Here is a 23,371-nt window from a genome sequence, read left to right on the forward strand (position 1 = left end):
CCCGCGCCCGGTGTACAGGACCGCGCCCGGGAAGCGGCAGACCGAAGCACCAGAGCAAAGGGGCTCTTCCGTTGGCCAGAAAGATCATCCTCGACTGCGACCCGGGGCACGACGACGCGATCGCCATGCTCCTGGCCCACGGCAACCCCGACGTCGAGCTGGTCGCCGTCACGACCGTGGTCGGGAACCAGACGCTGGAGAAGGTGACCCGCAACGCGCTGTCCGTGGCACGGATAGCCGGGATCACCGGTGTACCGTTCGCGGCCGGCTGCCCGCGCCCCCTGGTGCGTGCCATCGAGACGGCGCCCGACATCCACGGCGAGACCGGTCTTGACGGGCCCGAGCTGCCCGAGCCCGACATCGAGCTGGACCGCCGGCACGCCGTGGACCTGATCATCGACACGGTGATGTCCCACGAGCCCGGCGAGATCACCATCGTCCCGACCGCGGGCCTGACCAACATCGCGCTGGCCGTGCGCAAGGAGCCGCGGATCGCCGAGCGGGTCCGTGAGGTCGTCCTGATGGGCGGCGGCTACCACGAGGGCAACTGGAGCGCGGTCGCCGAGTTCAACATCATCATCGACCCCGAGGCCGCGCACATCGTCTTCAACGAGCGCTGGCCGGTCACCATGGTCGGCCTCGACCTCACGCACCAGGCGCTGGCCACCCCCGAGGTCGCCGAGAAGATCGCCGCGGTCGGCACCAAGCCGGCCACCTTCGTCCTGGAACTCCTCGACTTCTTCCGTGAGGCGTACCGGGAGAACCAGGGCTTCGAGTTCCCGCCGGTGCACGACCCGTGCGCGGTCGCATACGTCATCGACCCGGACGTCATGACCGTGCGCAAGGCGCCGGTGGACGTGGAGCTGCGCGGCGGGCTGACCCTCGGCATGACCGTCGCCGACTTCCGTGCGCCGGCCCCCGCCGACTGCACCACACAGGTCGCGGTCGCACTCGACCACGAGCGGTTCTGGAACCTCGTGGTGGACGCGCTGGAGCGGATCGGCGACGGCGCGGCATGAGTGTCTCCACCGCACCGCGCGGCGCCGTGACGCCGGGCGGTTCAGGGGTCCGAGTGGGTGTCCTGGTCGCGGCGCTGCTGGCGGCCTGTTTCGCCTTCCAGCTCAACGCCAGCATGCTCAGCCCGGCGCTGAAGAGCATCCAGGACTCGCTGGGTGCCGGCTCCGCCGAGATCGGCCTCACCCAGACCGCGTTCTTCACCTCGGCGGCGCTGTTCTCGCTCTTCCTGCCGCGGCTCGGCGACGTCATCGGCCGCCGCAAGGTGCTGGCCGGAATGCTGGGCCTGATGGTCGTCGGCTGTGTGATCGCCGCGCTGGCGACGAGCGTGCCGATGCTGTTCGCGGGCCGCATCATCCAGGGCGTGAGCGGCCCGGTCGTCCCGCTGTGCCTGATCATGCTGCGGGTCGAGGTCAAGGAACCGAAGCGGTACGGCACGCTGCTCGGGGTGATCACCGCGGTGAACGGAGGGATCGCCGGCGTCGACTCGCTGGCCGGCGGCTACCTCGCCGACCACCACGGCTTCGCTTCGGTCTTCTGGGCGATGGCAGGCGTCGCGGCCGTCGCCACCGTGCTGGTCGCCACCCTGACCCCCGAGTCCAGGGCGCCGGTGACGAGCCGGATGGACTGGCCCGGGGTCGTGCTGCTGGTCGTCTCGGTCGGCTCGCTGCTGATCGCGCTCAACGAGGCGGGCAAGCTCGCCGCCGCCAACTGGCCGCTGATCGCCGGCCTGGTGGTGCTGGCCGCCGTCGCCTTCGCGCTGTTCTGGCGTACGGAGAACCGCAGCGGCCACCCGCTGGTCGCCACCCGGCACCTCAAACAGCGGGCGACCTGGGCGACGCTGCTGACCACCGTGCTCACCATGACCGGCGTGTTCGCCGTCATGAACGGGCTGATCCCGGCGTTCGCCCAGGACGCGCAGGCCGGTCTCGGCATGTCCGCCGAGCAGTCCGCGTGGTGGACGCTGACGCCGTACGCGCTCGCCGGGCTCGCCATGGGCCCGGTCGCCGGCCGCCTCGCCGCCACCTACGGCTACGGGCGGATCCTGCGCTGCGGCCTGGTCGGGTCGGTCGCCGCGGTCGTCCTGATGATCCTCACCCTGCACGGTCAGTCCCGGATCCTGTTGCTGCTGATGTCGCTGCTGATCGGCGTGACGTACGCGGGCGTGACGAACATCGTGCTGAACGGTCTTGGCATCGTGCTGTCCCCGCGTGAGAACCCGGGCTTCCTGCCCGGTCTGAACGCGGGCGCCTTCAACCTCGGCGCTGGTCTCAGCTTCGCCGTGCTGTACGCGGTCGAGACCGCCGCGAAGCCCGCGGACGCCGCCTCCCCCGGCGGCTACACGGCGGGCATGATCGCCGGTGTCGTCATCCTGGCCGCGGCCATCGCGGCGTCCTTCCTGATCCCGAAGCCGGTCGCGGCCGAGGCGCAGGAGTGAGCACCGGGTCCTGAGCCCCGCCCGTCCGGCGGGGCTCAGGGCCGAGGCCGCTGCCCACGGCCGTCAGCGCAGCCCCACGACCAGGGCGTCGCTCGGTGAGCACCACGCCTGCCTGGCCTCGGCGAAGCCGCTCGCGCGCAGGGTTTCCAGGTGCCAGCGGGTCTCCGTCGGCCGGTCACCGGCCTTGGGACCTGCCGGTTCCCGGGGGTCGCCGAGCAGGTCGAAGCGCTGCCGCGCGGGCTCCGCGAGCACCGGATCGTCGGCGAGCGCGCTCCACCAGGCGGCCCAGTCGAGCGCCCCGGCCGTCTGCTCCCGCTCCTTGCGGCGGGTGTGGAAGGCGGCCACCGCCTCGTTGATCCGCGGGGCGGCGGCGTCGGCCATGTGATCGGCGTTCAGGAAGACGCCGCCCTCCCGCAGGACACCGGCGATGTCGCCGTAGAGCGTGCGCAGCGGCTCCGCTTCCAGCCAGTGCAGCGCGGTCGCCGTCACCACCGCGTCGTAGGAACGGTGCGGCAGCGCGTCCCGCCACTTCGGGTCGGTGAGGTCCGCGGTGACGAACTCCGCCCGCCCGTCACCGGCGAAGTGGCCGCGGGCGAGGGTCAGCAGGGCCGGGTCGAGGTCGACGCCGGTGCTGCGGGCGCCCGGGAGGCGCTTCAGCAGCCGGTCGGTGATGCTGCCGGTGCCGCAGGCGAGGTCGAGCACCACAGGGGCAGGTCCTGCCAGCGCCTCGACCAAGTCGAGCATGACCCGGAAGCGCTCCTCGCGGTCGGGCATGTACCACTCCTGCTGCCGGTCCCAGCTGTCCTGCCAGGACTGCCAGTCCACCCGCGTGATCGTCTCGCTCATGACGCACCTTTCCTCGGTCTGTCTCCCGTCGCGGCGCCCGACTGCCGAACGCCGAGGGGCAGCGGCTGACGCCTCGCTCCTTATTGCCACAGGCACGCAAGAGCTTGCCACAGGCAACAAGGTGTCCAGCCCGTGCCGGACCGCCGTACGGCCGCCCCGCGCGGGCGACACGCGGCGCCCGTGTGCCTGCTCCCCAGGCGGAATGTTCGGGGAATAATCGCGGAACAATGAGGCCCCCAACACCGCCCTGGACGGGGTGACATGAGCCCTCGACGCCGAAATCCGTCGCACTCCCGGCACAGCAGGACCGCGGCCACTGGAGGCACGGCCTCCACTGACCGCCTGCTCCGTATTCTGCTGCGCCGCCGCAAACAGTCACTGACCGCCGATGACGTGACGATCACCGACAAACCCGAAGTGCGCCGCGCGGTTTCCGCAGCCGCTCTGGGCAACACGATGGAATGGTTCGACTTCGGCGTCTACGCCTATCTGGCCGGAACCCTGGGAAAGGTTTTCTTTCCGTCGAGTTCGCCCGGCGCCCAAGTCGTCTCGACCTTCGCCACCTTCGCCGCCGCCTTTCTCGTCCGGCCGCTCGGCGGGCTGATCTTCGGGCCGCTCGGCGACCGCATCGGACGTAAACGCGTCTTGGCCGCCACCATGATCATGATGGCGATCAGCACCTTCGCCGTCGGATTCCTGCCCAGTTACGCGGCCATCGGATTCAGCGCACCGATTCTGCTGCTCATCTGCCGTCTCGTGCAGGGATTCTCCACCGGCGGCGAATACGCGGGCGCCACCACCTATATCGCCGAATACGCACCCGACAAGCGCCGCGGATTCCTCGGCAGCTGGCTCGACTTCGGCACGTTCGTCGGCTATTCGCTGGGCTCAGGAATGGTCACGATTCTCACGGCCGTGATCGGCGAAGACAGCATGGTGTCGTGGGGCTGGCGCCTCCCCTTCCTGGTCGCGGGACCACTGGGGCTCATCGGGCTCTACATGCGCCTGCGCCTGGAGGAGACACCGGCGTTCCAGCGCGAGGCCGAACAGGCCCACGAGGAAGCCGAGAAGGCCCGCAGCGAAGGCGGCGAGGACCCGGTGGAGGTGGCCCGCCAGTCCGGCCACGGGCGTCTGAAGGAAATCTTCACCCAGCACTGGGAAGCCGTGCTGATCTGCATGGGGCTGGTGCTGCTCTACAACGTCACCAACTACATGGTGACCTCGTACCTGCCGACGTTCATGTCCGAGACCCTCGGCGAGGACGACCTCACCGCGCAGCTGCTCGTGCTCGGCACCATGATCGTCGTGGTGCTCACCATCACCACCGTGGGCCGGACGTCCGACCGCTGGGGCCGCAGGCCGGTCTTCATGGCGGGCAGCATCGCGCTGATCGCCCTGGCGGCGCCCGCGGTGCTGCTGATCCGCGCCGGGGGCATCCTGCTGCCGGCCTTCGGATGCCTGATCCTGGGCCTCCTGCTGGTCTGCTTCGCCGGTACCTCCGCCTCGACGCTGCCCGCGCTCTTCCCGACGCGGCTGCGGTACGGCGCCCTGTCGATCTCGTTCAACATCTCCGTGTCGCTCTTCGGCGGCACGACCCCGCTGATCGCCTCCGCGCTCGTGCAGGCGACCGGCAGCGAGATGGTCCCCGCGTACTACCTGATGGCCGCCGGCGTCATCGGACTCGTCGCCAGCTTCTTCCTCCACGAGACGGCGGGCAAGCCACTGCGCGGCTCCGGGCCGATGGTGGAGAACGAGGAGCAGGCCCAGCAACTGGTCGCCCTCAGCCGTACGCAGGCGGGGCGGCGGGCCCGTGACCTCTGGATCCGGCTGCGCCACCCCTGGTCAGGACACTGACCTGCGACGCACGCACGCCGTGCCCCGGCCCGCCCGCGAGGGCAGGACCGGGGCACGGCGCTTTCCCGGAGCGTGGCGTCAGGACTCGCGGTCGCGGCGGCCCTTCAGCGAGTCCTTCATCCCCTCCGCCTTGTCCTTGGCATTGCCCATCGCGCGCTTGGCCTCGCCCTTGGCCTGGTCGGTACGGCCCTCGGCGGCCATCCGGTCGTTGCCGGTGGCCTTGCCCACCGCCTCCTTGGCCTTGCCCTTCATCTTGTCCTTGCCGCTCTTGCCACCCATGGCGCACTCCCTTGTCCGGTCGGTCGGGGACGGAACGGCACCACGCTGCCCCGCATCCCGCCGCCCCGCATCCGGAGGCAGCCATCGGTAAGGCGCGGCCGGGGCCGGGCCCGGTCAGTGCGCGGTCCAGCCGCCGTCGAGCCGCAGCGACGTGCCGGTGATGAAGGACGCCTGCGGGGTGCAGAGGTAGGCGACGGCCTCGGCCACCTCCGACGGCTCGACCAGCCGCTTGAGGGCGGAGCCGGCCAGCAGGACGTCCGCGAGCACCCGCTCCTCGGGAATGCCGTGCGCCGCCGCCTGGTCGGCGATCTGCCGCTCGACCAACGGGGTACGGACATAGCCGGGGTTGACGCAGTTCGATGTCACACCGTGCGGGGCGCCCTCCAGTGCCGCGGTCTTCGACAGACCCTCCAGGCCGTGCTTGGCGGCCACGTAGGCGGACTTGAACGGGGAGGCGCGCAGGCCGTGGACGGACGAGATGTTGACGATCCGGCCCCAGCCGCCCGCGTACATGTGCGGCAGCGCGCCGCGCAACAGCCGGAACGGCGCCTCCAGCATCACCGTCAGCACCTCGTGGAACACCTCGGGAGGGAACTCCTCGATGGGCCGCACGAGTTGGATGCCCGCGTTGTTGACCAGCAGGTCGCAGCCGGCCGCCGCCCGCTCCGCCGCGTCCAGGTCGGTGAGGTCCAGCGGGCGCGGCTCGACGGCTCCGGGTACGTCGCCCGGCACCTCGCCCGCGAGCCGGTCGAGACCCTCCGCGTCGCGGTCCACGGCACGTACCGTCGCGCCCGCCGCCGCCAGCCGCAGCGCACAGGCGCGCCCGATGCCGCCGGCCGCGCCGGTCACCAGTGCGGTACGGCCTTCGAGGTCGAGGGAGACGGGCCCGGGTGTACCGATCGCAGTCATGACCGCACCTTAGAGCGCGTCCCCTGCGCCGCGCCGCCTCACTCGAACGGCCGCCCCGGATCGCCGGGGCGCCGCCGGACTCCTAGCGTCCTAAGACGCAGCACGCCGCCTGCGCGCCGCCGACACCAGGGAGTCCGAATGCGCCGACTCATCGCCGTGCCGACCGTGCTGCTCGCCCTGGCCGCCGCCGGCTGCACCGGCGGCCGGACCGCGGACGCTCCCGCGGCCGTCTCCGAGGGATCCGGGGCGCCGAGCCCGTCGTCGCCCGGCGCGCCCCGGTCCGCAGGGCCGACGCCCACGGTCCCCGGCCAGCCGGTGGACTGCGGCGAGATCCGCGACGCACTCGGCACGTCGGAGAGCGTCACGCTCTTCGCCGACCCCGGCGCCGACGGCACCGTGGGCTGCGAAGAGGCCCATGACGTGATGGCCGACTTCTTCGAGCGGGCGCCGCAGGACTCCGGCGACGACGCGGGCACGCTGGCCGTACGGGGCTGGTTCTGCCGGTACGAGAGCGGCCCCACCGGTACCTGGATCAGCAGCTGCCACAAGGACCGGCTGGAGATGCACACCGAGGAGCCGTCCGGGGACGGCACCGACCCGTCCGACGAACCGAGCGCCCCGGACGAGAGTCAGCTGCCGCCGCTGCCGGACGAGCCGTCGTCGCCGATGGACGAGCCGTCGACGGAAGAGCTGTGAGAGCGGCGGGCCGGCCACACGGACCCGGCCGCGCTACGGGGCGGCGGGTTCCTCGCCCATGCCCTGGAACCACGCGGGGCCTGCCTCCTGGGCCCGCTTGATCCGGGTCAGGGAGTAGTCGTCGAGCACCGGCAGGGCGTCCATCGCGAACCAGCCGACCGCCAGCGACTCGTCGTCGTTGACCGCTGCCTCGCCGCCGATCGCACGGCAGCGCAGCGTGACGTCCATGAACTGGCAGTGGTCACCGTTGGGATAGGTCATCGGCTGCATGGCCTCGACGAGGACGACGCCCTCCGGCACGACCCGCACCGCCGTCTCCTCGAAGACCTCACGCGCCGCGGTCTGCGCGGGCTGCTCGCCCGGTTCGGGAATGCCGCCGATGACCGACCAGTTCCCGGTGTCCACGCGCTTGCCCAGCAGAACCCGGCCCTCGTCGTCGAAGACGACGGCGCTCACGCCGGGCAGCCACAGCAGTTGATGGCCGATGGAGGTCCGGAGGTCGCGGATGAAATCGGGTGTCGCCATGTCGTGAACTGTAGAGGACGTGCCGCCCCCGCCCGGCGCTCAGGCACCTGCCGGGCTGCCCCCGCGCAGGCCGATCCGGCCGGCGATGTAGCGCATCGCGCCCTCGGCGTCGTCGACGGTGACCGTGAAGGTCCGTCCGTCACCGAGCTTGAGCACCAGCGCCTCGCCCCGCCGTACGATCACGGCCGTGCCCTGCTCGGGCCGCCAGCGGTAGCCCCAGCCGCCCCAGTGGCGCGGGGTGACCTGCCGGGCGATCGCCACATCGACGACGAGGTCGAGCGGGATCCGCCGCCGCGGCACTCCGATGTGGCCGCAGCGCACCTCCAGGCACTCCTTGTCGACGCGCACCGCGACATGGACGAAGGCGAGCGTGCCGAACAGCACCAGCAGACCGGCCGCGACACAGCCGACCACGGCCATCACCAGCGGCACCAGGCCGGAGGTCCAGGAGCTGTCGACGGCGAGCTGGACGCCCAGGGCGAGGCAGGCGGCGCCGATGGCGGCCAGCAGCCACTGCACCCGGTTGGTGGCACTGCCCTGCCAGACCTCGGGCGGCTCCGGGTGGGCACCCGAGGTGGGCCGTGCGCCTTTTCCCGCGCCGGTGGTGCCGGAGTGCCGATCGGGGGTGGCTGCCCCGTCCTGGGGGTGGTCCCTCATGAGACGCAGCGTACGCGCCTTTGCACGCTGGGGCAGGGTGCCGGACTCCCCGTGCGGCCCGTCCGTCCGCCGCCTGCCAGGACCGTGCCGCGGGCTTCGCGCAACACACTGCGGGGTGGCGGACGCACCGGGATTCAGCGCGGCAGCGCCGCCTCCCGGCGGTCGGACACGGAGCCTTCCGGCGCACCGGATCCGGCGAGCAGACGGCCCTCCGGGTAGGCGAGTGCGACGTCCGGCAGCTCGCCGGGGCGACCGCTGAGAAGCACGCGGAGACCGCCGGTCGGCGCGGCGGCGGGCGCCGGCTCGGCACCGATGCGGCGCAGCGCCTGGGCGGCCACCGCGTCGGCGGAACCGTGCAGGACCAGGGCGGGGGCGCCGGGCTGCTGGAGCGCGTCCCTGATCTCTTCGGCGACGAGTTCGTAGTGGGTGCAGCCGAGGACGACGGCGCGTACGTCGCGGGGGGTGCGCGCGGCTGCGGCGGCCACGGCGGCGGAGACCGCGGCGGCGTCCGCCTGCTCCACGGCGTCGGCGAGCCCCGGGCAGGGCACGCCCGTGACGTCCAGGCCGTCCGCGAACCTGGCGATCAGATCGCGCTGGTAGGGGCTGCCCGTGGTGGCGGGGGTGGCCCAGATCGCGACGGGCCCGCCGCCGGCCGCGGCCGGCTTGATGGCGGGGACCGTGCCGATGACCGGTATCGCGGGCTCCAGTTCGGCGCGGAGCGCCGGCAGGGCGTGCACGGACGCGGTGTTGCAGGCGACGATCAGGGCGTCCGGGCGGTGCGCTGCGGCGGAGCGGGCCACGGCCAGCGCGTGCGCGGTGACGTCGTCGGGGGTACGCGGACCCCAGGGCATGCCGTCGGGGTCGCAGGAGATGACCAGATCGGCGTCCGGCCGCAGCCGACGCACGGCGGCGGCTGCGGCGAGCAGCCCGGCACCGGAATCCATGAGCGCGATCTTCACCCGGACACTCTACTCAGCCGGGTGCCCGACTTGTCATACCGGGAGGTCGTACCGGCCGGGCCGTGGCCGGAACCCGCGCACCGGCCGCTCCCCCGGCGACGCCCGCGCGGGACACCGCTCCGATCGCCCGCTCCCGCCGCCTGCGGTGCGGCAGACTGCGGGCCGTGGGAGCGATGGAGTGGATCGGTGCCGGGACTCTGCTGGTCTGGCTGTGGCTGTTGCTGGGGCAGGGCTTCTTCTGGCGTACGGACGTGCGGCTGCCGCACCGGCGGGATCCGGAGCGCTGGCCTTCGGTTGCCGTGGTGGTACCGGCCAGGGACGAGGCGGAGGTGCTGCCGGTGAGCCTGCCGTCGCTGCTGGCGCAGAAGTACCCGGGCCGGGCCGAGGTGTTCCTCGTCGACGACGGCAGCACGGACGGCACCGCGGCGCTTGCCAGGTCGCTGGCGGCGGAGCGGGACGGCCTGGCGCTGACGGTCACCTCGCCAGGGGAGCCCGAGCCCGGCTGGACGGGCAAGCTCTGGGCCGTACGGCACGGCATGACGCTGGCGTGCGAGCGGATGGCCCCGGAGTATCTGCTGCTGACGGACGCGGACATCGCCCATGAGCCGGACAGCCTGCGCGAGTTGGTGGCCGCGGCGCGCTCCGCGCGGCTGGATCTGGTGTCGCAGATGGCGCGGCTGCGGGTGGCGACGCCCTGGGAGCGGCTGATCGTCCCGGCGTTCGTCTACTTCTTCGCGCAGCTGTACCCGTTCCGCTGGATCAACCGGCCCGGTGCGCGGACCGCGGCGGCGGCCGGCGGCTGTGTGCTGCTGCTGCGGGACGCGGCGGAGCGGGCCGGGGTTCCGGAGTGCATCCGGCACGCGGTGATCGACGATGTGGCGCTGGCGCGGGCGGTGCGGTCGGCGGGCGGGCGGATCTGGCTCGGGCTCGCCGACCGGGTGGACAGCGTGCGGCCGTATCCGCGCCTCGCCGAGCTGTGGCGGATGGTGTCGCGCAGCGCGTACGCCCAGCTGCGGCACCAACCGCTGCTGCTGCTCGGCACGGTCCTGGGGCTCGCGCTGGTCTATCTGGCGCCGCCCGCCGTGCTGCTGGCCGGGGCCGCGCTCGACAGTCCGCAGGCCGCGGTGGCGGGCGGCGCGGCGTGGGCGGTGATGGCCGGGACGTTCTGCCCGATGCTGCGCTACTACCGGCAGCCGCTGTGGACGGCGCTGCTGCTGCCGTTCACCGCGCTGCTGTATCTGCTGATGACGGTGGACTCGGCGGTGCAGCATCACCGCGGGCGCGGGGCGGCGTGGAAGGGCCGGACGTACGGGGCACCCTGAGCGTCCGGCCCCTCGCTCACTTCCTGGCAGGTGACCAGTCCAGGCCCCAGCCGTAGGCGTGGTCGACGGTGCGCTGCGGGCTGACGCCGGGCTGCGGGACGAGGTAGCGGGCCTCGCGCTGGACGACGAGTTCGCTGCCGGTGTTGGTGATCAGGGCGAGGGCGCACACGGGCGACGGCACCGTGCAGGCGTCCAGGGTGAAATCGACCGGTGCGCCGTGCTGCGGCTGGAGGGTGACGGACGCGTTCAGGCCCTCGAAGCTGCGGGCGCCGGCGTAGACGGTGACGAAGAGCAGGATGCGGCGGATCCGCGCCTGGTGGTCGAGGTTGATGGTGAGGTTCTCGCCCGATGTGACGGCGCCGGTGCGGTCGTCGCCGTCGAGCTGGACGTAGGGCGGTGCGTGCAGCGCGCCGAAGCTGTTGCCGAGCGGGTGCACCACCCCTGCGCTGCCGTCGGTGAGTTCGTAGAGCGCGCACAGGTCGAGGTCGAGGTCGCCGGTCTGCGGCAGCAGCGCGCCGCGGGCCCCGAGCGCTTCCATGGCCTTGCGGCCGATCTTCTTGCCGAGCCGTTTGCCGGCCTTGGCGCCGGTCCAGTTGAGGTTCACCCGCATCGCGCCGGACGTGCCGCCCTGCTTCGTCAACGAGACGGCCGGAGCTTCCTTCGTCAGGGTGATCTTTGTCAGGCGGACGGGAGGGGAAGCGGGCGCGGGCGCCGGGTGTCCGGGCTGCGGGGTTGACGCCGCGGGTTGACCGGACGTCAACGGGGGCGCGGCCGGCGGCATCGGCGGGGCGGGAGGCGGCACGGGCGGTCCGGGCGGCGGGGCCACCGGCGGGGCGGCGGGCGGCGGGCCCGGTGCCGTTGCCTCCGTCGGCGTCCGCGGCTCGGGCTCGGCCGCCACGCTGATCCCGAAGTCGGTGGCCAGACCGGCGAGTCCGGTGTCGTAGCCCTGCCCCACCGCGCGGAACTTCCAGGCGCCCTGGCGGCGGTAGAGCTCGCCGAGGACGAAGGCCGTCTCGCGGGACGCGTCCTGGCTGTCGAAGCGGGCCATCTCGGCGCCGTCCGCCGCGTCGAGCACCCGGATGTACAGCCCGGGGACCTGGCCGAAGGTCCCGCCGTCGGCGGACGCCGCGAGCACCACCGTCTCCACCGGGCCCTCCACGGCGGCGAGATCGACCGCGACGGTGTCGGTCAGCACGCCGCCCACCTGCCGCTTCCCCTCGTGCCTTACGGCGCCGGAGGCGTGCACCGCCTGGTTGTAGAAGACGAAGTCGGCGTCGTCACGCACCTTGCCCGACGCCAGCAGGAGGGCCGAGACGTCCACGTCAGGGGCGCCCGGCGCGGCCCGCCACCCCAGTTCCACCCGCACGGCCCCGGCCGGTACCGGAACGTTCCCGCCCTTGCGCATCGACATCGCCGCACCCCTCTCTCGTCACTTCTCCCGTTCCACCGGGCCCGCTTCCGCGGTCCGGCGCCGACCGCCGCGTCCGCCCCGCCGGCCGCAGGTTCCGGCGGCCCCGAGATCCCATGAGAAACATCCGTCCCACACGTTTCCCCGTCAGCAGCGGCGCACCCCAACCTACTTGGCCCTGATCGCGCCGAACGCCCCCCATTCACCTGCGAGAAGCGCGGTCTTTACACGATTTCTACGGTCGATCTCGACCGATTTTCGCACGTTCGCTCACATTGATGAGCCGAGCCCGTCAGACACCCGCGAAACAACCGCCTTCCCAGGCTCCCCAATCGGCACATCGTGGGCTTAACTTAAGAGGTATGACCTCCCCCCGCTCTACCTACGGCGGCGGCTACTACGCTTCGCCGTCCTTCCCGGACACCCCGATCTACGACAGCCTCGTCGCGGAACGCGGTACACCGCAGATCGCCCCGATCCGGGTCTCTCCCGCTCCGTACGACACCGGCTCGTCCTACCTGCCGGCACTCCCCGCGGCACTGCCCGCAGCCCCGTCCCATCCGTCGCAGGGATATCCCGGCGCCGCCGCGCAGCCGGTCGCCCCGCTCCAGCACGCGCCCGCGCCGTACATCCCGCAGCAGGCTGGCACCCGCGGCTACCCGGCCCCGCAGCCGCCGCAGCCGCCGCGTCCGGGGATGAGCACGGGCTACGAAGCGATGCGTCCGGCCGCCCCGGTGGCGCCCGCGCCGCAGCGTGCCGCGGCTCCGTACGACGATCCGTACGGCCGCCAGTACCCCTCGCGGGGGTACTGACCGCTCGATCGGCGCTTCCGGGCGGCTGGCAGGATGGGGCCATGCCCGAGTCAGCGCTGCGATCCATCCAGGTGTATCCGGTCAAATCCATTGCGGGGTCCGGACCCGGCGAGGCGGTCGTGGAACCGTGGGGGCTCGCCGGGGACCGTCGCTGGATGCTGGTGGACGCGCAGCGCACGATGCTGAGCCAACGGCCGCACCCGAAGCTGGCGTTGGCCGCCGCCGATGAGCTGCCGGGCAATGCCGTGCGGCTCACCGCCCCCGGCATGCCGCCACTGACCGTCGATGTGCCCTGGTCCGGGGAGACGGTCGAGGTCGAGATCTGGCGGGACACGGTCGACGCGGTGCCGGCCGGCGCGGCGGCGGCCGAGTGGTTCAGCGGGTATCTGGGCGTGCCGGTGGAACTGGTGCATCTCGATGCGCCAGGGAAGCGGCGGCCGATCGCCGCGGCGTACGCGCGGCCGGGCGAGACGGTCTCGTTCGCGGACGGTTTTCCGCTGCTGCTGACCACCACCTCGTCGCTCGACGCGCTCAACTCCCTCATCGCGCAGGGCGATCACGCGGATGAGGGCCCGCTGCCGATGAACCGTTTCCGGCCCAATGTGACCGTCGACGGCACCGCTCCGTGGGCCGAGGACACCTGGCGCACGGTCCGCATCGGTGAGGTGGTCTTCCGGGTGGCCAAGCCCTGCAGGCGCTGCGTCGTCACCACCACCGACCAGCGCACCGCGGAGCGCGGCAAGGAGCCGCTGCGCACCCTCGCACGGCATCGGCGCGTCACCGACCAACTGGTCTTCGGCCAGAACCTGGTGCCGCAGGGCACCGGCACGATCCGGGTCGGCGACGCCTTCGAGGTGCTCGACTGACCGGACGGGACCGCGACGCCCGCACACCCCCGCCCGCACTCCCGTCACTCGCCCCCCGGCGGTTCTCCGCATACGGAGTGAACCGGGTCTCTCTTCGCCGAACTCACGCATGAGCGGCGGAAGATGAGGTATTCAGGGAGAGGGAGAGGGGGTTCTGTGAAGCGAGCGAAGGCCGGAGCACCGCGCCGGCGGCACAATCCGCTGCGGCGCACGACCGACCGCATCGAGTCCTGGCTCACCGCCCTCACCGTCCTGCTGATCGCCCTGGGCGCGCCCCTCGCGGGCTCGGCGGCGGGCGGCGCCGCGTACGACACCCTCCTGGAGACCGTCCGCAGCCAGCGCGCACAGCGGCATCTCGTGTGGGCCACGGTCGACCGGGCGGCACCCAGCGCTCCCCTCGACCCCGACCCGGAGACGTCCACGCCACGCGATTCCCGGCTGCGGGTCATCGCCCGCTGGACGGCGTGGGACGGCAGCTCACATCTGGGACAGATCGGTGCGCCGCGGCTGGTGGAGCCGGGGGCCCGCTTCCGGATCTGGACCGACGGCCGCGGCAGGGTGATGCCGCGGCCGATGGACACCAGCACCGCGGGCGCGCACGCGGTACTGGCAGGTCTCGGCGTCGCCGGGGTGGTCGGCGGCCTGATCGAGGGCTGCCGCAGGCTGGTGATGCGGCGGATGACGGCCCGCCGCTACCGGCGCTGGGACGAGGCGTGGGAGCGCGCGTACCAGGACTGGGGCAGGGCCGGCGCGGGCAGCTGACGCGGCGCCGCGCGGGCCGCCGCCGGGCCACGGTGCGGCGGTGTTCAACCATGTCCGGCGCCGCGTCGCCGGAGCTGTCCGGGAGTGCCTGACCATGTCAACTACCGCCCGCCGGGCGCGCTACGGTGGTGCAGCCAGCCACTCGGCTGGGGCCTGGCGCACCCGAAAGCGGACATCAGCGGACGGAACCTGCCGGGCCGTCAACAGCCGCACGAGGTGGGGGCACGACAGCGCCATGGCACAGGGCTCGGTCCAGGTGACGCACTCCGGAACGTCGCGTTGGCGACGCCGTACGGGAGAGTACAGCTCGCTCGCCGCCGCTCTGGAGGCCGCGGGGGACGGTGATGTGCTGACCGTGCCCGCCGGGACCTACCGCGAGAATCTGGTGCTGCTGCGCGCGGTGACGCTGCGCGGCGCGGACGGCGCGCGCGGTTCGGTGCGGATCGCCCCGGCGGACGGCGTCGCGCTGACGGTCCGCGCCTCGGCGACCGTCCAGGACCTGCATCTGGAGGCGACGGATTCGGCGTCGCCCGCGCTGCTGGTGGAGGACGGCACCCCGGAGCTGACGGGGCTGCGGGTGGTGACGCGGTCGGCGGCCGGCATCGAGGTGCGCGGCGGCGCCCGGCCGACCGTGCGGCGCTGCACCGTCGACAACGCCGGCGGGATCGGCATCAGCGTGCTGGACGGCGCCGGCGGCGTCTTCGAGGAGTGCGAGGTGGTGGCCGCCGGGCAGGCCGGCGTCTCGGTGCGGGACGGGGCGCATCCGCGGCTGGAGAACTGCCGCGTCCACCACGCGTCGGGGGCGGGCCTGTCGCTGCACGGCGAGGGCAGCGCGCTGGAGGCGGTGGGCTGCGAGGTGTACGAGATCAAGGGCACCGGCGTGCAGGTCGCGGCGCGGGCCACCGGCCACTTCACGGACTGCACCGTGCACCGCACCTCGGCCGACGGCGTCACGCTGGACACCGACGCGGTGCTCACGCTCGCCGACTGCGCCATCCACGACATCCCGGAGAACGCCATCGACCTGCGGTCGCGTTCGGTGCTCACGCTGACCCGCAGCACGGTCAGGCACTTCGGCCGCAACGGCCTGTCGGTCTGGGATCCCGGCACCCGCGCGGACGCCAACCAGTCCGAGATCCACGACAGTACGGGCGACTACCCGGCGGTGTGGGTCAGCGACGGCGCGACGGTCGTCCTGGACTCGACGCGGGTGCACGACGTGCCGGACGCTCTGTTCGTCCTGGACCGTGGCTCGCGCGCCGACGTGGTCGACAGCGACCTCTCCCAGGTGCGCAACACCGCCGTGTCGGTCAGCGACGGCGCGACGGTGCAGCTGGACGACTGCCGGATCCGGGAGGCGTCCACCGGCGCCTGGTTCCGTGACCACGGCAGCGGCGGCACCCTCGCCAACTGCACCATCGACGGCGCGCAGACCGGCGTCATCGTCACCAAGGGCGCCGACCCCACCATCGAGGGCTGCACGGTCAGTTCACCGGCCGAGGCGGGTTTCTACGTCTCCGCCGAGGGGCGCGGCACGTTCCACAGCTGCCGGGTGACGGGCAGTTCGGGGTTCGGCTTCCACGTCATAGACGGCTGCCGTACGACACTGGCACGGTGCCGTACGGAACGGTGTGCGCGGGGCGGCTACGAGTTCGCCGAGGGGACGTCGGGCGACGGCAGCGGCGGCGGCCCGCTGGTCGAGGACTGCACCAGCGACGAGAGCCGGGCGGCGCAGGTACCGCCCGCGCAGGTCCCGGCGGGGCCCGGGGTGCAGCAGGCGACGCAGACGGCGGGGCTGCTGGGCGGGGTGCCCTCGCAGGGCGCGCAGCGGACGGCTGCGGCTCCGGCGGCAGCCGCCGAACCGGAGGCCGCCCGGCGCCCTTCGGACGAGGTGCTGGGTGAACTGGACACCCTGGTCGGCCTGGACAGCGTCAAGCGCGAGGTGCGCGGCCTGATCAACATGATCGAGGTGGGGCGCAGGCGGCAGCAGGCGGGCCTGAAGGCCGCGTCCGCACGCAGGCATCTGGTCTTCACCGGATCCCCCGGTACCGGCAAGACGACGGTGGCCCGGCTGTACGGCGAAATCCTGGCGTCCCTGGGGGTGTTGGAGCGCGGGCACCTGGTCGAGGTGTCGCGGGTCGACCTGGTGGGCGAGCACATCGGGTCGACGGCGATCCGCACCCAGGAGTCGTTCGACCGGGCGCGCGGCGGGGTGCTCTTCATCGACGAGGCGTACGCCCTCTCCCCCGAGGACTCGGGCCGGGACTTCGGGCGGGAGGCCATCGACACGCTGGTGAAGCTGATGGAGGACCACCGGGATGCGGTGGTGGTGATCGTGGCCGGTTACACCGCCGAGATGGAACGGTTCCTGGCGGTCAACCCCGGTGTGGCGTCCCGTTTCTCACGGACCATCACCTTCGGCGACTACGGCGCCGAGGAGCTGCTGCGGATCGTCGAGCAGCAGGGCGAGGAGCACGAGTACCAGCTCGGCGAGGGGACGGACGAGGCGCTGCTGAAGTACTTCACGGCGCTGCCCAAGGGGCCGTCGTTCGGCAACGGCAGGACCGCGCGGCAGACGTTCGAGGCGATGGTCGAGCGGCACGCGAGCCGGGTGGCGCAGCTGACCGACCCGAGCACCGACGACCTCACCCTGCTCTACGCCGACGATCTGCCCGAACTCCCCTGATCCGGCCCGCTGTCCGGGCCGCACTCCGCGGGGTCACCGGGTTCCGGGCGCTGCCGTGGCACCTGCGGTCCGAGCCGGGCGATCAGCTCGGCGCGGACCCTGTCGAAGACCGGGTCCGCCGCGTAGTCGCCGTGCCCGAGTATCTGGGCGGGCAGCGGGCTGCGCAGGCTGCGGCCGAACGCCAGCGGGTCGCGGAGCGGGCCTTCGTCGATCCGCCGGCCGTCCTCGCAGGTGAGGCGGATGGGGCCGCCGATGGGGTCGGTGAAGCGCCAGAGGTTGCGCCAGTCGTCCATCTCGCGGTGCAGCCCAGTGAGCGCGGGCGGGCCGAAGTAGGCGGGGAACCACCGCCCGTAGAGCCGCTCCAGCGGTGATCCGTAGGTGAGCAGTGCGACGCGGCTGCGGGTGACCAGGTCAAGCTGCCAGACGGCAGCCGCCGCCAGGACGCTGCCCTGGGAGTGGCCCGAGATCACCAGCCGTCCGTCGAACCGCTCGGTCCAGGTGGCCATCCGCCAGGTGAGGTCGGGGACGGCGCGCTCGGCGTAGCAGGGGGGCGCGAAGGGGTGGGCGGCGCGCGGCCAGAAGGTGCCGACGTCCCAGAGGATGCCGATGGTGCGGCGGGCGGAGTGGTCGCGGTAGGCGCGGCGTCCGGTGGCGAGCAGGAGTATGACGCCGGCGCCCATCAGCCAGGAGCCGAGGGCCGCGGCGGTCTCGGCGGCGGCGTGCACGGCAGGCGGCGCGCCTTCGGTGGCGGGGCCTGGCGCCCGGTCGGTGAGCCAGGCGCCGATGACCGCCCCGGCGCCGAGTACGAGGGTGACCACCGCGGTGGCCGCGGCGAGTACGGGTGCCGCGTCGGTGAGCCCGGCGCGGGCGATGGTCCCGGCGATCTTGCGGGTGCGCCACTCGTCGGGCTTCTCCCTGCTGTCGTAGAGGCCCGGGATGTCGGGCATGACGCTGCGGCGTACGGCGCGTACCCGGAGCGCGGCGAGCACGGCGACGCCGGCGACCACGACCAGCAGGACGGGGAGTACCGCGGCCTGCCAGGAGAGCAGGACCGGCGGGCCCGCCATGGGGGCGCCGTTCTGGCCCGGGGTCGCGTCGCCGTCCATCCAGTCGGCGAACCGCTGGGCCACTCCCCCGGACAGCACCCCGCCGACCGCGCAGGCCAGCAGGGCGACCGCGGGTCCTCCCATGCCGCGCAGCGCGGTGCGGGGGCCGTTGGGCGCGGCGCGCTGGAGGATCCTGGCGGTGACGGCGAGGGCGAGTACCAGGGCGCCCTGGAGCACGGCGATGGCGCCGAACGCGGCGGCGCCGGGCAGCGGTCCCGAACTGTGCCCCGTGGGGCGTTCCCAGGCTGCGTACACGGCGGTCATGGCCAGCAGGCCGACGGCCGCGTAGGGCAGGGCCCGTACGACGGGGCGGTCGGTCGTGTCGTCGGGTGCGGCCTCGCTGCGGGCGGTGCGCCAGACGATGACGAGGGTGGTGGCGGCCAGCAGGACGAGCAGCGCGGCCAGGACGTCGCCGGTGGCCGCGAGGCTCGCGCCGTGGCCGGCCCGCGCGTCGGCCTTGCGGGTGGCGACGAGGAGGGCGGCGGCGATGGTCAGCACACCGGCGGTGGAGTGCGCGGCGCGCAGCCGGGCGACGAGCCTGCGGCCGTACCAGAAGCCGTCGAGGCTGAGCGCGGTGCGTTCGGCGGGCGGGGTGTCGCGCGAGGTGCCGGGGCGGCGGGGCGGCGGGGACGCCGACTCGTAGGCGCTCCAGGTGCGGTGCGAGAGCCACCACAGGAAGCCGATGAGCAGCAGCGGCAGGGTGGAGGCGAGGACGAGGCGGCGGCCCGGCAGGCTCCACCAGCCGCCGTCGGCCGGGTTCACGAAACCCATCCAGGACTTGCCGGTGACGCAGACCGGGGTGCCGGCGCACTGCCAGGCCGTGAGGTCGAGGGCGACTTCGCAGGCGGCAGCCGCCAGCAGCACGGTGAGGCTGAGGGCGAGGACGCGGACGAGGACGTCGTAGATGCGCTGGGCGCGGTGGTTCTGCGGGGCCGCGGGGCGCATCCAGTGGGCGAGGTTGGCGACCATGAAGGGCAGCAGGATCAGCCAGAGGGCGCGGGCGCCGTTGCCCGAGGTGAGGTTGGACCAGCAGTACGCCTCACGGACCGGTTCGCCGCGGTACGCGTCGGGGCGCTCCTCGGCGTCGGCGTCCTCGGTCCGCCGGTAGCAGGCCGCGGTGTCGTCGCCGGTGATCAGTGAGATGCGCGGGTCGCCGAGCATCTCCTGGGGTGTGGCGCCGCCGACACCGTGCACCAGCAGTTCCAGGGCGAGTTGCGGCGCCATGGCGTCGTCCGGCGCATCGTCCGGCGCTCGGCTGCGCGTCGGCCGCGCGGGTGGTGTGGTGTCCGCGGTCTCCACTGCTGTTCCCCCGTTGTCCGTGGCGCTCTCCGGCGCCTGGCTTTCCCCCAGCATCTCCCTTACCCCGATGACGGCTTCACTCCCCTACTGGCCGGTCACTTTCTGCCGGAAAACCTTGGGATTCCCGTGTGCCACGGCCGCGCATCGGGCGTCGGCGCGAAGTGCGGCTGCGCGGGCCGGAGTTCGCGGGCGCGTACGGGCCGGTCGGCGCCGCAAGGGCCACCTGCCGAGCGCGGGGCGGGCTCCGCCGACGCGGCTCCGGGGCTGCCGGTCCTGGCGACCGCCCTGGTCTGCGGGGATCGCCTGACCCTGCTGTCGGTCCCCCGTGCGAGGATGAGGAAAGCCCGGGACGGCGGGTGGCAGTGGCGTGGGCGGCCCGGATCGGCGGCCCGGCGGAAGGGACGGACCGGGGTGAGCGACAACCAGAATCTGCTGGCCGAGCAGCGGCGGGCCCTGATCCTCGACGAGGTCAGGCGGCGCGGCGGGGTGCGGGTCAACGAACTCACCCGCAGACTCAGCGTCTCGGACATGACCGTACGCCGCGATCTGGACGCACTGGCACGCCAGGGCATGGTGGAGAAGGTGCACGGCGGCGCGGTGCCGGTGGGCGAGCCGAGCGCCCACGAGCCGGGGTTCGAGGTGAAGTCGGCGCTGGAGCTGAGCGCCAAGGAGGACATCGCCGAGGCCGCGGCGCAGATGGCGGCCCCGGGCAGCGCCATCGCGCTGGCGGGCGGCACGACGGCGTTCGCGCTGGCGCAGCAGCTGGTGGAGGTGCCCGACCTGACCGTGGTGACGAATTCGGTGCGGGTCGCCGATGTCTTCTACACGGCGCAGCGGGCGGCGGCGAGCGGCGGCGCGGGCCCGCGCGCGGGTGCGGCGACGGTGGTGCTGACAGGCGGGGTGCGTACGCCGTCGGACACCCTGGTGGGGCCGGTGGCCGATGCCGCGATCCGCTCGCTCCACTTCGATGTGCTCTTCCTCGGGGTGCACGGCATATCGGTCGAGGCGGGGCTGTCCACACCGAACCTCGCCGAGGCGGAGACCAACCGGCATTTCGTACGGTCGGCGCGGCGGGTCGTGGTGGTCGCCGACCACACCAAGTGGGGGACGGTGGGGCTGAGTTCGTTCGCCTCGCTGGAAGAGGTGGATGTGCTGGTGACGGATTCCGGTCTGGCCGACGGGATGCGCGAGCAGTTCGCGGAGCTGCCCCCCGAACTCCTGGTGGCGGGCGAACCCTGGCAGGACGCCGACATCTGACGGTGCGGCGCCTATGGCGTGCGCCGCAGGTTCCGGCACAGGACCTCGTCCTGTCCCTCAACCTCGTTCGTCACGTTCGGTGATGTTCGGGGGCCGTGTGAGGGTCTTGCCGACGTCATAGCGGGGGCCGGTTCCCGGAGCCGGGTGGGCGCCCGGGGCCGGGGCGGCTGGGTTTCGGCGCACGGGCCGGACGGGCGAGGCGGCGGCGCCCTGGCACCGGCCGCCGGTGTCCACCAGGTGCTGTCGTGCCATCCGGTGGGTCAGGGGAGTTCGGATTCGAGGCGGCGCTGCAGTTCGCTGAGGGTCTCGCGTGCGAGGTTGAGTCTTTCCGAGTCGAGGCCTTCGGTGGTGCGGAGGGCCAGCTGGGTGTAGGCCGTCTGCATCCTGTGCAGTGCGGCGCGGCCGGTCGGGGTGACTTCGAGCAGCTTGGCCCGCTGGTGTGCGGGATTGGGCCGGTAGCAGGCGAGTTCGTCGTCGACGAGCAGGTCCGCGACGCGCTGGACGGCCTGGCGCGTGTGGCCGAGCCGGCAGGCGATGGCCCCGACCGGGGCGGCTTCGTGTTCGACCTCGGCGAGGACTTGCCAGCGCGCCAGGCTCTGGCCGGTCGGCCGGGCGATGCCATTGCCGATCGCCTCGACGACGTCGGCGAGTCTGCCGACCTGGTCGATCAGTGCGCTGTAGGCATCACAGGCCCGGCCGCCACCCTTGACAACATGTTGTCGTTTCGCTAGCTTCTCGGACATGGCAACATGTTGTCATGTTGCGCTTCGGGCCGCAATGAGCGAACGAGGGGAACCGCATGTCCTCCGCACCCCGCCCACTCCTGATCTCACGCCACATCGTCATCAACGCACCACCCTCGGCGGTGTTCTCGGTGCTCGCCAATCCGCACCGCCACGCCGACTTCGACGGTTCAGGCACCGTGAAGAACGCGGTATCGGGACCGGTCCTGCTGGGCTTGGACGACACGTTCAAGACAGCCATGAAACTGTTCGGCGTGCGCTACCACATCGTCAACACGGTCGTCGAGTTCGAGGCGGACCGGCGCATCGCGTGGTGCCACCCCGGCAAGCACCGCTGGCGCTACGAACTCGAAGAGGCCGACGGCGCCACGCGGGTGGTCGAGACCTGCGACTTCTCCACCTCGCCGGTGCGCGGACTGCTCGTGCGCACACCGTGGCCCCGCTGGAACGCCGAGGGCATCGAGAAAACTCTGCCGCGGCTCAAGGCTCTGGTCGAGAACGGCGCCTGAACCGGTCCGGCCGGCCGGGGCAGCCCGGCCCGGTTCGCCCCACCAGTTCGCATGTCGCCGAACCATGACGCGCAGGGCCGAACGCTGCCGCGCGCCCCAAACCACCTTCAGCGGCCTGCCGCCTCGGTGCGCACTTCACACCCCAGGAGAGTCGCATGGCATCCGAACCCCGCCCCTTCCGGATCGACATTCCCGAAGCAGATCTCGTGGACCTCGCCGAGCGCCTGGACCGCACCCGCTGGCCCGACGAGCTGCCCGGGGCCGGTTGGTCCTACGGCGTCAACAGGGCATGGCTGCGGAACCTGGCCGATCACTGGCGCGAGGGCTACGACTGGCGAGCGCACGAGGCGGCTCTGAACGCGCACCCGCAGTTCACCACCGAGATCGACGGACAGAACATCCACTTCCTGCACGTCCGTTCCCCCGAGCCGGACGCGACACCCCTGATCATCACGCACGGCTGGCCCAGCACGATCGCCGACTTCCAGGCGATCCTCAAACCGCTGACCGATCCCCGCGCACACGGCGGCGACCCGGCCGACGCCTTCCACGTCGTCGCTCCCTCACTGCCCGGGTACGCCTTCTCCGGTCCCACCCGCGAGCACGGCTGGGGCATCAACCGCACCGCCCGCGCCTGGGCTCAGCTCATGAGCGACCTGGGCTACGAGCGCTACGCGGTCCAGGGCGGGGATTTCGGCAGTCTCATCGCACCCGAACTCGGTCGGACAGCCGGAGAACGGGTGATCGGCGTCCACGTCAACGCGTTGGCCTTCGCCGCCTGGCCCCTGTCCCCCGACGAACTCGAACCACTCAGCGCAGCGGATCGCGAACGAGCGATCCACCACGAGCACTGGTGGTACGGGCGCTCCGGCTACCTGCACGAGATGAGCACCCGCCCGCAGACGATCGCCTACGCGCTCAACGACTCGCCGGCCGGGCAACTGGCCTGGAACCTGGAGTGGTTCGTCGACTACGACCCCACACAGACGCAGCAGACCGCCATCGACCGGGACGCGATCCTGACCAACGTCACCATCTTCTGGCTGACCAGGACCGCGGGCTCGGCCGCACGCCTCTACTTCGAGGCCGGAGCCGAACTGGCGGCGGAAAGGCCGTCGCCGTCGGGGATCCCGACGGCGGTGGCGAACTTCCCCGGGGACAACGCCATCCAGGACCTGGCGAAACTGTCCCATGTGGTCACGCGCTGGCGGGAGTACGACCGAGGCGGCCACTTCCCCGCCCTGCAAGCACCGGAGGTACTCATCGCCGACATCCGGGAGTTCTTCCGCTCCCTGCCCGGCAAGCCCTGACGCAGGACCACCCCCACCGCAGAGAGACATCTCACGTCCCTAAGAAGTCAAGCCGCGACCGCGAGATCGGCTGAGGAGGAGGTGAAGGCGTGTTGCTCGTCGAAGGGCTGCCGA

At 72.6% G+C, this 23,371-nt stretch carries 21 protein-coding genes; 12 read left to right on the forward strand and 9 right to left on the reverse strand.

Going from position 1 to position 23,371, the window contains the following annotated elements; genetic code table 11:
• Window positions 1-71: 71 nt before the first annotated feature.
• Window positions 72-1,019 carry a nucleoside hydrolase gene (locus tag ACGFNI_RS31615; RefSeq protein ID WP_393688524.1) on the forward strand — a complete coding sequence of 316 codons (948 nt, stop codon included), beginning with the start codon at window positions 72-74 and terminating at the stop codon, window positions 1,017-1,019.
• Window positions 1,016-2,452: an MFS transporter gene (locus ACGFNI_RS31620; RefSeq protein ID WP_393688526.1), complete on the forward strand. Its 1,437-nt coding sequence runs from the start codon at window positions 1,016-1,018 to the stop codon at window positions 2,450-2,452. Before ACGFNI_RS31615 ends, ACGFNI_RS31620 begins: the two co-directional genes overlap by 4 nt.
• A gap of 63 nt (window positions 2,453-2,515) precedes the next feature.
• On the opposite strand, the gene ACGFNI_RS31625 is transcribed toward ACGFNI_RS31620, so the two are convergent.
• Window positions 2,516-3,298, reverse strand: coding sequence for a class I SAM-dependent methyltransferase (locus ACGFNI_RS31625; RefSeq protein ID WP_393688528.1), 783 nt, complete (start codon window positions 3,296-3,298; stop codon window positions 2,516-2,518).
• Between the two features lie 342 nt (window positions 3,299-3,640).
• Here ACGFNI_RS31625 and proP point away from each other — a divergent pair, with 342 nt between their 5' ends.
• Window positions 3,641-5,152, forward strand: a complete 1,512-nt coding sequence (gene proP / locus ACGFNI_RS31630; protein ID WP_393688565.1) for a glycine betaine/L-proline transporter ProP — start codon at window positions 3,641-3,643, stop codon at window positions 5,150-5,152.
• A gap of 78 nt (window positions 5,153-5,230) precedes the next feature.
• Here proP and ACGFNI_RS31635 read toward each other — a convergent pair whose 3' ends face one another.
• Both ACGFNI_RS31635 and ACGFNI_RS31640 read right to left on the reverse strand, forming a co-directional pair.
• Complete coding sequence (locus ACGFNI_RS31635; protein WP_393688530.1) at window positions 5,231-5,431, reverse strand: CsbD family protein; 201 nt, start codon at window positions 5,429-5,431, stop codon at window positions 5,231-5,233.
• A gap of 114 nt (window positions 5,432-5,545) precedes the next feature.
• A complete protein-coding gene (locus ACGFNI_RS31640; RefSeq protein ID WP_393688532.1) occupies window positions 5,546-6,340 on the reverse strand; it encodes a 3-hydroxybutyrate dehydrogenase in 795 nt (264 codons plus the stop codon).
• A gap of 138 nt (window positions 6,341-6,478) precedes the next feature.
• On the opposite strand from ACGFNI_RS31640, the gene ACGFNI_RS31645 reads away from it, so the two are divergent.
• Window positions 6,479-7,036, forward strand: coding sequence for a hypothetical protein (locus tag ACGFNI_RS31645; RefSeq protein WP_393688534.1), 558 nt, complete (start codon window positions 6,479-6,481; stop codon window positions 7,034-7,036).
• 33 nt (window positions 7,037-7,069) lie between these two features.
• On the opposite strand, the gene ACGFNI_RS31650 is transcribed toward ACGFNI_RS31645, so the two are convergent.
• The 3 genes from ACGFNI_RS31650 to ACGFNI_RS31660 form a co-directional block, all read right to left on the reverse strand.
• Window positions 7,070-7,561, reverse strand: a complete 492-nt coding sequence (locus tag ACGFNI_RS31650; protein ID WP_393688536.1) for an NUDIX domain-containing protein — start codon at window positions 7,559-7,561, stop codon at window positions 7,070-7,072.
• Between the two features lie 39 nt (window positions 7,562-7,600).
• Entirely contained in the window at window positions 7,601-8,218 is a 618-nt protein-coding gene (locus ACGFNI_RS31655) for a hypothetical protein (RefSeq protein ID WP_393688538.1), read from the reverse strand.
• 134 nt (window positions 8,219-8,352) lie between these two features.
• The gene (locus tag ACGFNI_RS31660) at window positions 8,353-9,177 is read right to left on the reverse strand and encodes a glutamate racemase (RefSeq protein WP_393688539.1); all 825 of its coding nucleotides are present in this window, start codon (window positions 9,175-9,177) and stop codon (window positions 8,353-8,355) included.
• A 173-nt stretch (window positions 9,178-9,350) separates the two neighbouring features.
• Here ACGFNI_RS31660 and ACGFNI_RS31665 point away from each other — a divergent pair, with 173 nt between their 5' ends.
• Window positions 9,351-10,499: a glycosyltransferase gene (locus ACGFNI_RS31665; protein WP_393688567.1), complete on the forward strand. Its 1,149-nt coding sequence runs from the start codon at window positions 9,351-9,353 to the stop codon at window positions 10,497-10,499.
• A gap of 16 nt (window positions 10,500-10,515) precedes the next feature.
• Here the strand turns inward: ACGFNI_RS31665 and ACGFNI_RS31670 are convergent, their stop codons facing one another.
• Entirely contained in the window at window positions 10,516-11,910 is a 1,395-nt protein-coding gene (locus ACGFNI_RS31670; RefSeq protein WP_393688541.1) for a TerD family protein, read from the reverse strand.
• Between the two features lie 359 nt (window positions 11,911-12,269).
• Between ACGFNI_RS31670 and ACGFNI_RS31675 the strand changes: the two genes are divergently transcribed.
• The 4 genes from ACGFNI_RS31675 to ACGFNI_RS31690 all read left to right on the forward strand — a co-directional run bounded on the left by ACGFNI_RS31675 (window position 12,270) and on the right by ACGFNI_RS31690 (window position 17,033).
• Window positions 12,270-12,719, forward strand: a complete 450-nt coding sequence (locus ACGFNI_RS31675) for a DUF6643 family protein (RefSeq protein ID WP_393688543.1) — start codon at window positions 12,270-12,272, stop codon at window positions 12,717-12,719.
• A gap of 41 nt (window positions 12,720-12,760) precedes the next feature.
• Complete coding sequence (locus ACGFNI_RS31680; protein WP_393688544.1) at window positions 12,761-13,585, forward strand: MOSC domain-containing protein; 825 nt, start codon at window positions 12,761-12,763, stop codon at window positions 13,583-13,585.
• A 156-nt stretch (window positions 13,586-13,741) separates the two neighbouring features.
• The gene (locus ACGFNI_RS31685; protein ID WP_393688546.1) at window positions 13,742-14,347 is read left to right on the forward strand and encodes a hypothetical protein; all 606 of its coding nucleotides are present in this window, start codon (window positions 13,742-13,744) and stop codon (window positions 14,345-14,347) included.
• A gap of 235 nt (window positions 14,348-14,582) precedes the next feature.
• Window positions 14,583-17,033 (forward strand): right-handed parallel beta-helix repeat-containing protein, encoded by a 2,451-nt coding sequence (locus ACGFNI_RS31690; protein WP_393688548.1) that lies wholly within the window; start codon window positions 14,583-14,585, stop codon window positions 17,031-17,033.
• Here ACGFNI_RS31690 and ACGFNI_RS31695 read toward each other — a convergent pair.
• Window positions 17,003-19,438 carry a hypothetical protein gene (locus tag ACGFNI_RS31695; protein ID WP_393688550.1) on the reverse strand — a complete coding sequence of 812 codons (2,436 nt, stop codon included), beginning with the start codon at window positions 19,436-19,438 and terminating at the stop codon, window positions 17,003-17,005. The genes ACGFNI_RS31690 and ACGFNI_RS31695 overlap by 31 nt on opposite strands.
• Before the next feature lie 411 nt (window positions 19,439-19,849).
• On the opposite strand from ACGFNI_RS31695, the gene ACGFNI_RS31700 reads away from it, so the two are divergent.
• Window positions 19,850-20,695 carry a DeoR/GlpR family DNA-binding transcription regulator gene (locus tag ACGFNI_RS31700; RefSeq protein ID WP_393688552.1) on the forward strand — a complete coding sequence of 282 codons (846 nt, stop codon included), beginning with the start codon at window positions 19,850-19,852 and terminating at the stop codon, window positions 20,693-20,695.
• A gap of 260 nt (window positions 20,696-20,955) precedes the next feature.
• Here the strand turns inward: ACGFNI_RS31700 and ACGFNI_RS31705 are convergent, their stop codons facing one another.
• Window positions 20,956-21,438: a MarR family winged helix-turn-helix transcriptional regulator gene (locus ACGFNI_RS31705; RefSeq protein ID WP_393688554.1), complete on the reverse strand. Its 483-nt coding sequence runs from the start codon at window positions 21,436-21,438 to the stop codon at window positions 20,956-20,958.
• Window positions 21,439-21,494: 56 nt separating this feature from the next.
• Between ACGFNI_RS31705 and ACGFNI_RS31710 the strand changes: the two genes are divergently transcribed.
• Complete coding sequence (locus ACGFNI_RS31710) at window positions 21,495-21,947, forward strand: SRPBCC family protein (protein ID WP_393688556.1); 453 nt, start codon at window positions 21,495-21,497, stop codon at window positions 21,945-21,947.
• Between the two features lie 155 nt (window positions 21,948-22,102).
• Window positions 22,103-23,257 (forward strand): epoxide hydrolase family protein, encoded by a 1,155-nt coding sequence (locus tag ACGFNI_RS31715; protein ID WP_393688558.1) that lies wholly within the window; start codon window positions 22,103-22,105, stop codon window positions 23,255-23,257.
• The last annotated feature ends 114 nt before the right edge of the window (window positions 23,258-23,371 follow it).

It is taken from the genome of Streptomyces sp. NPDC048644 (genome assembly GCF_043199105.1).
Taxonomy (GTDB): Bacteria; Actinomycetota; Actinomycetes; order Streptomycetales; family Streptomycetaceae; genus Streptomyces.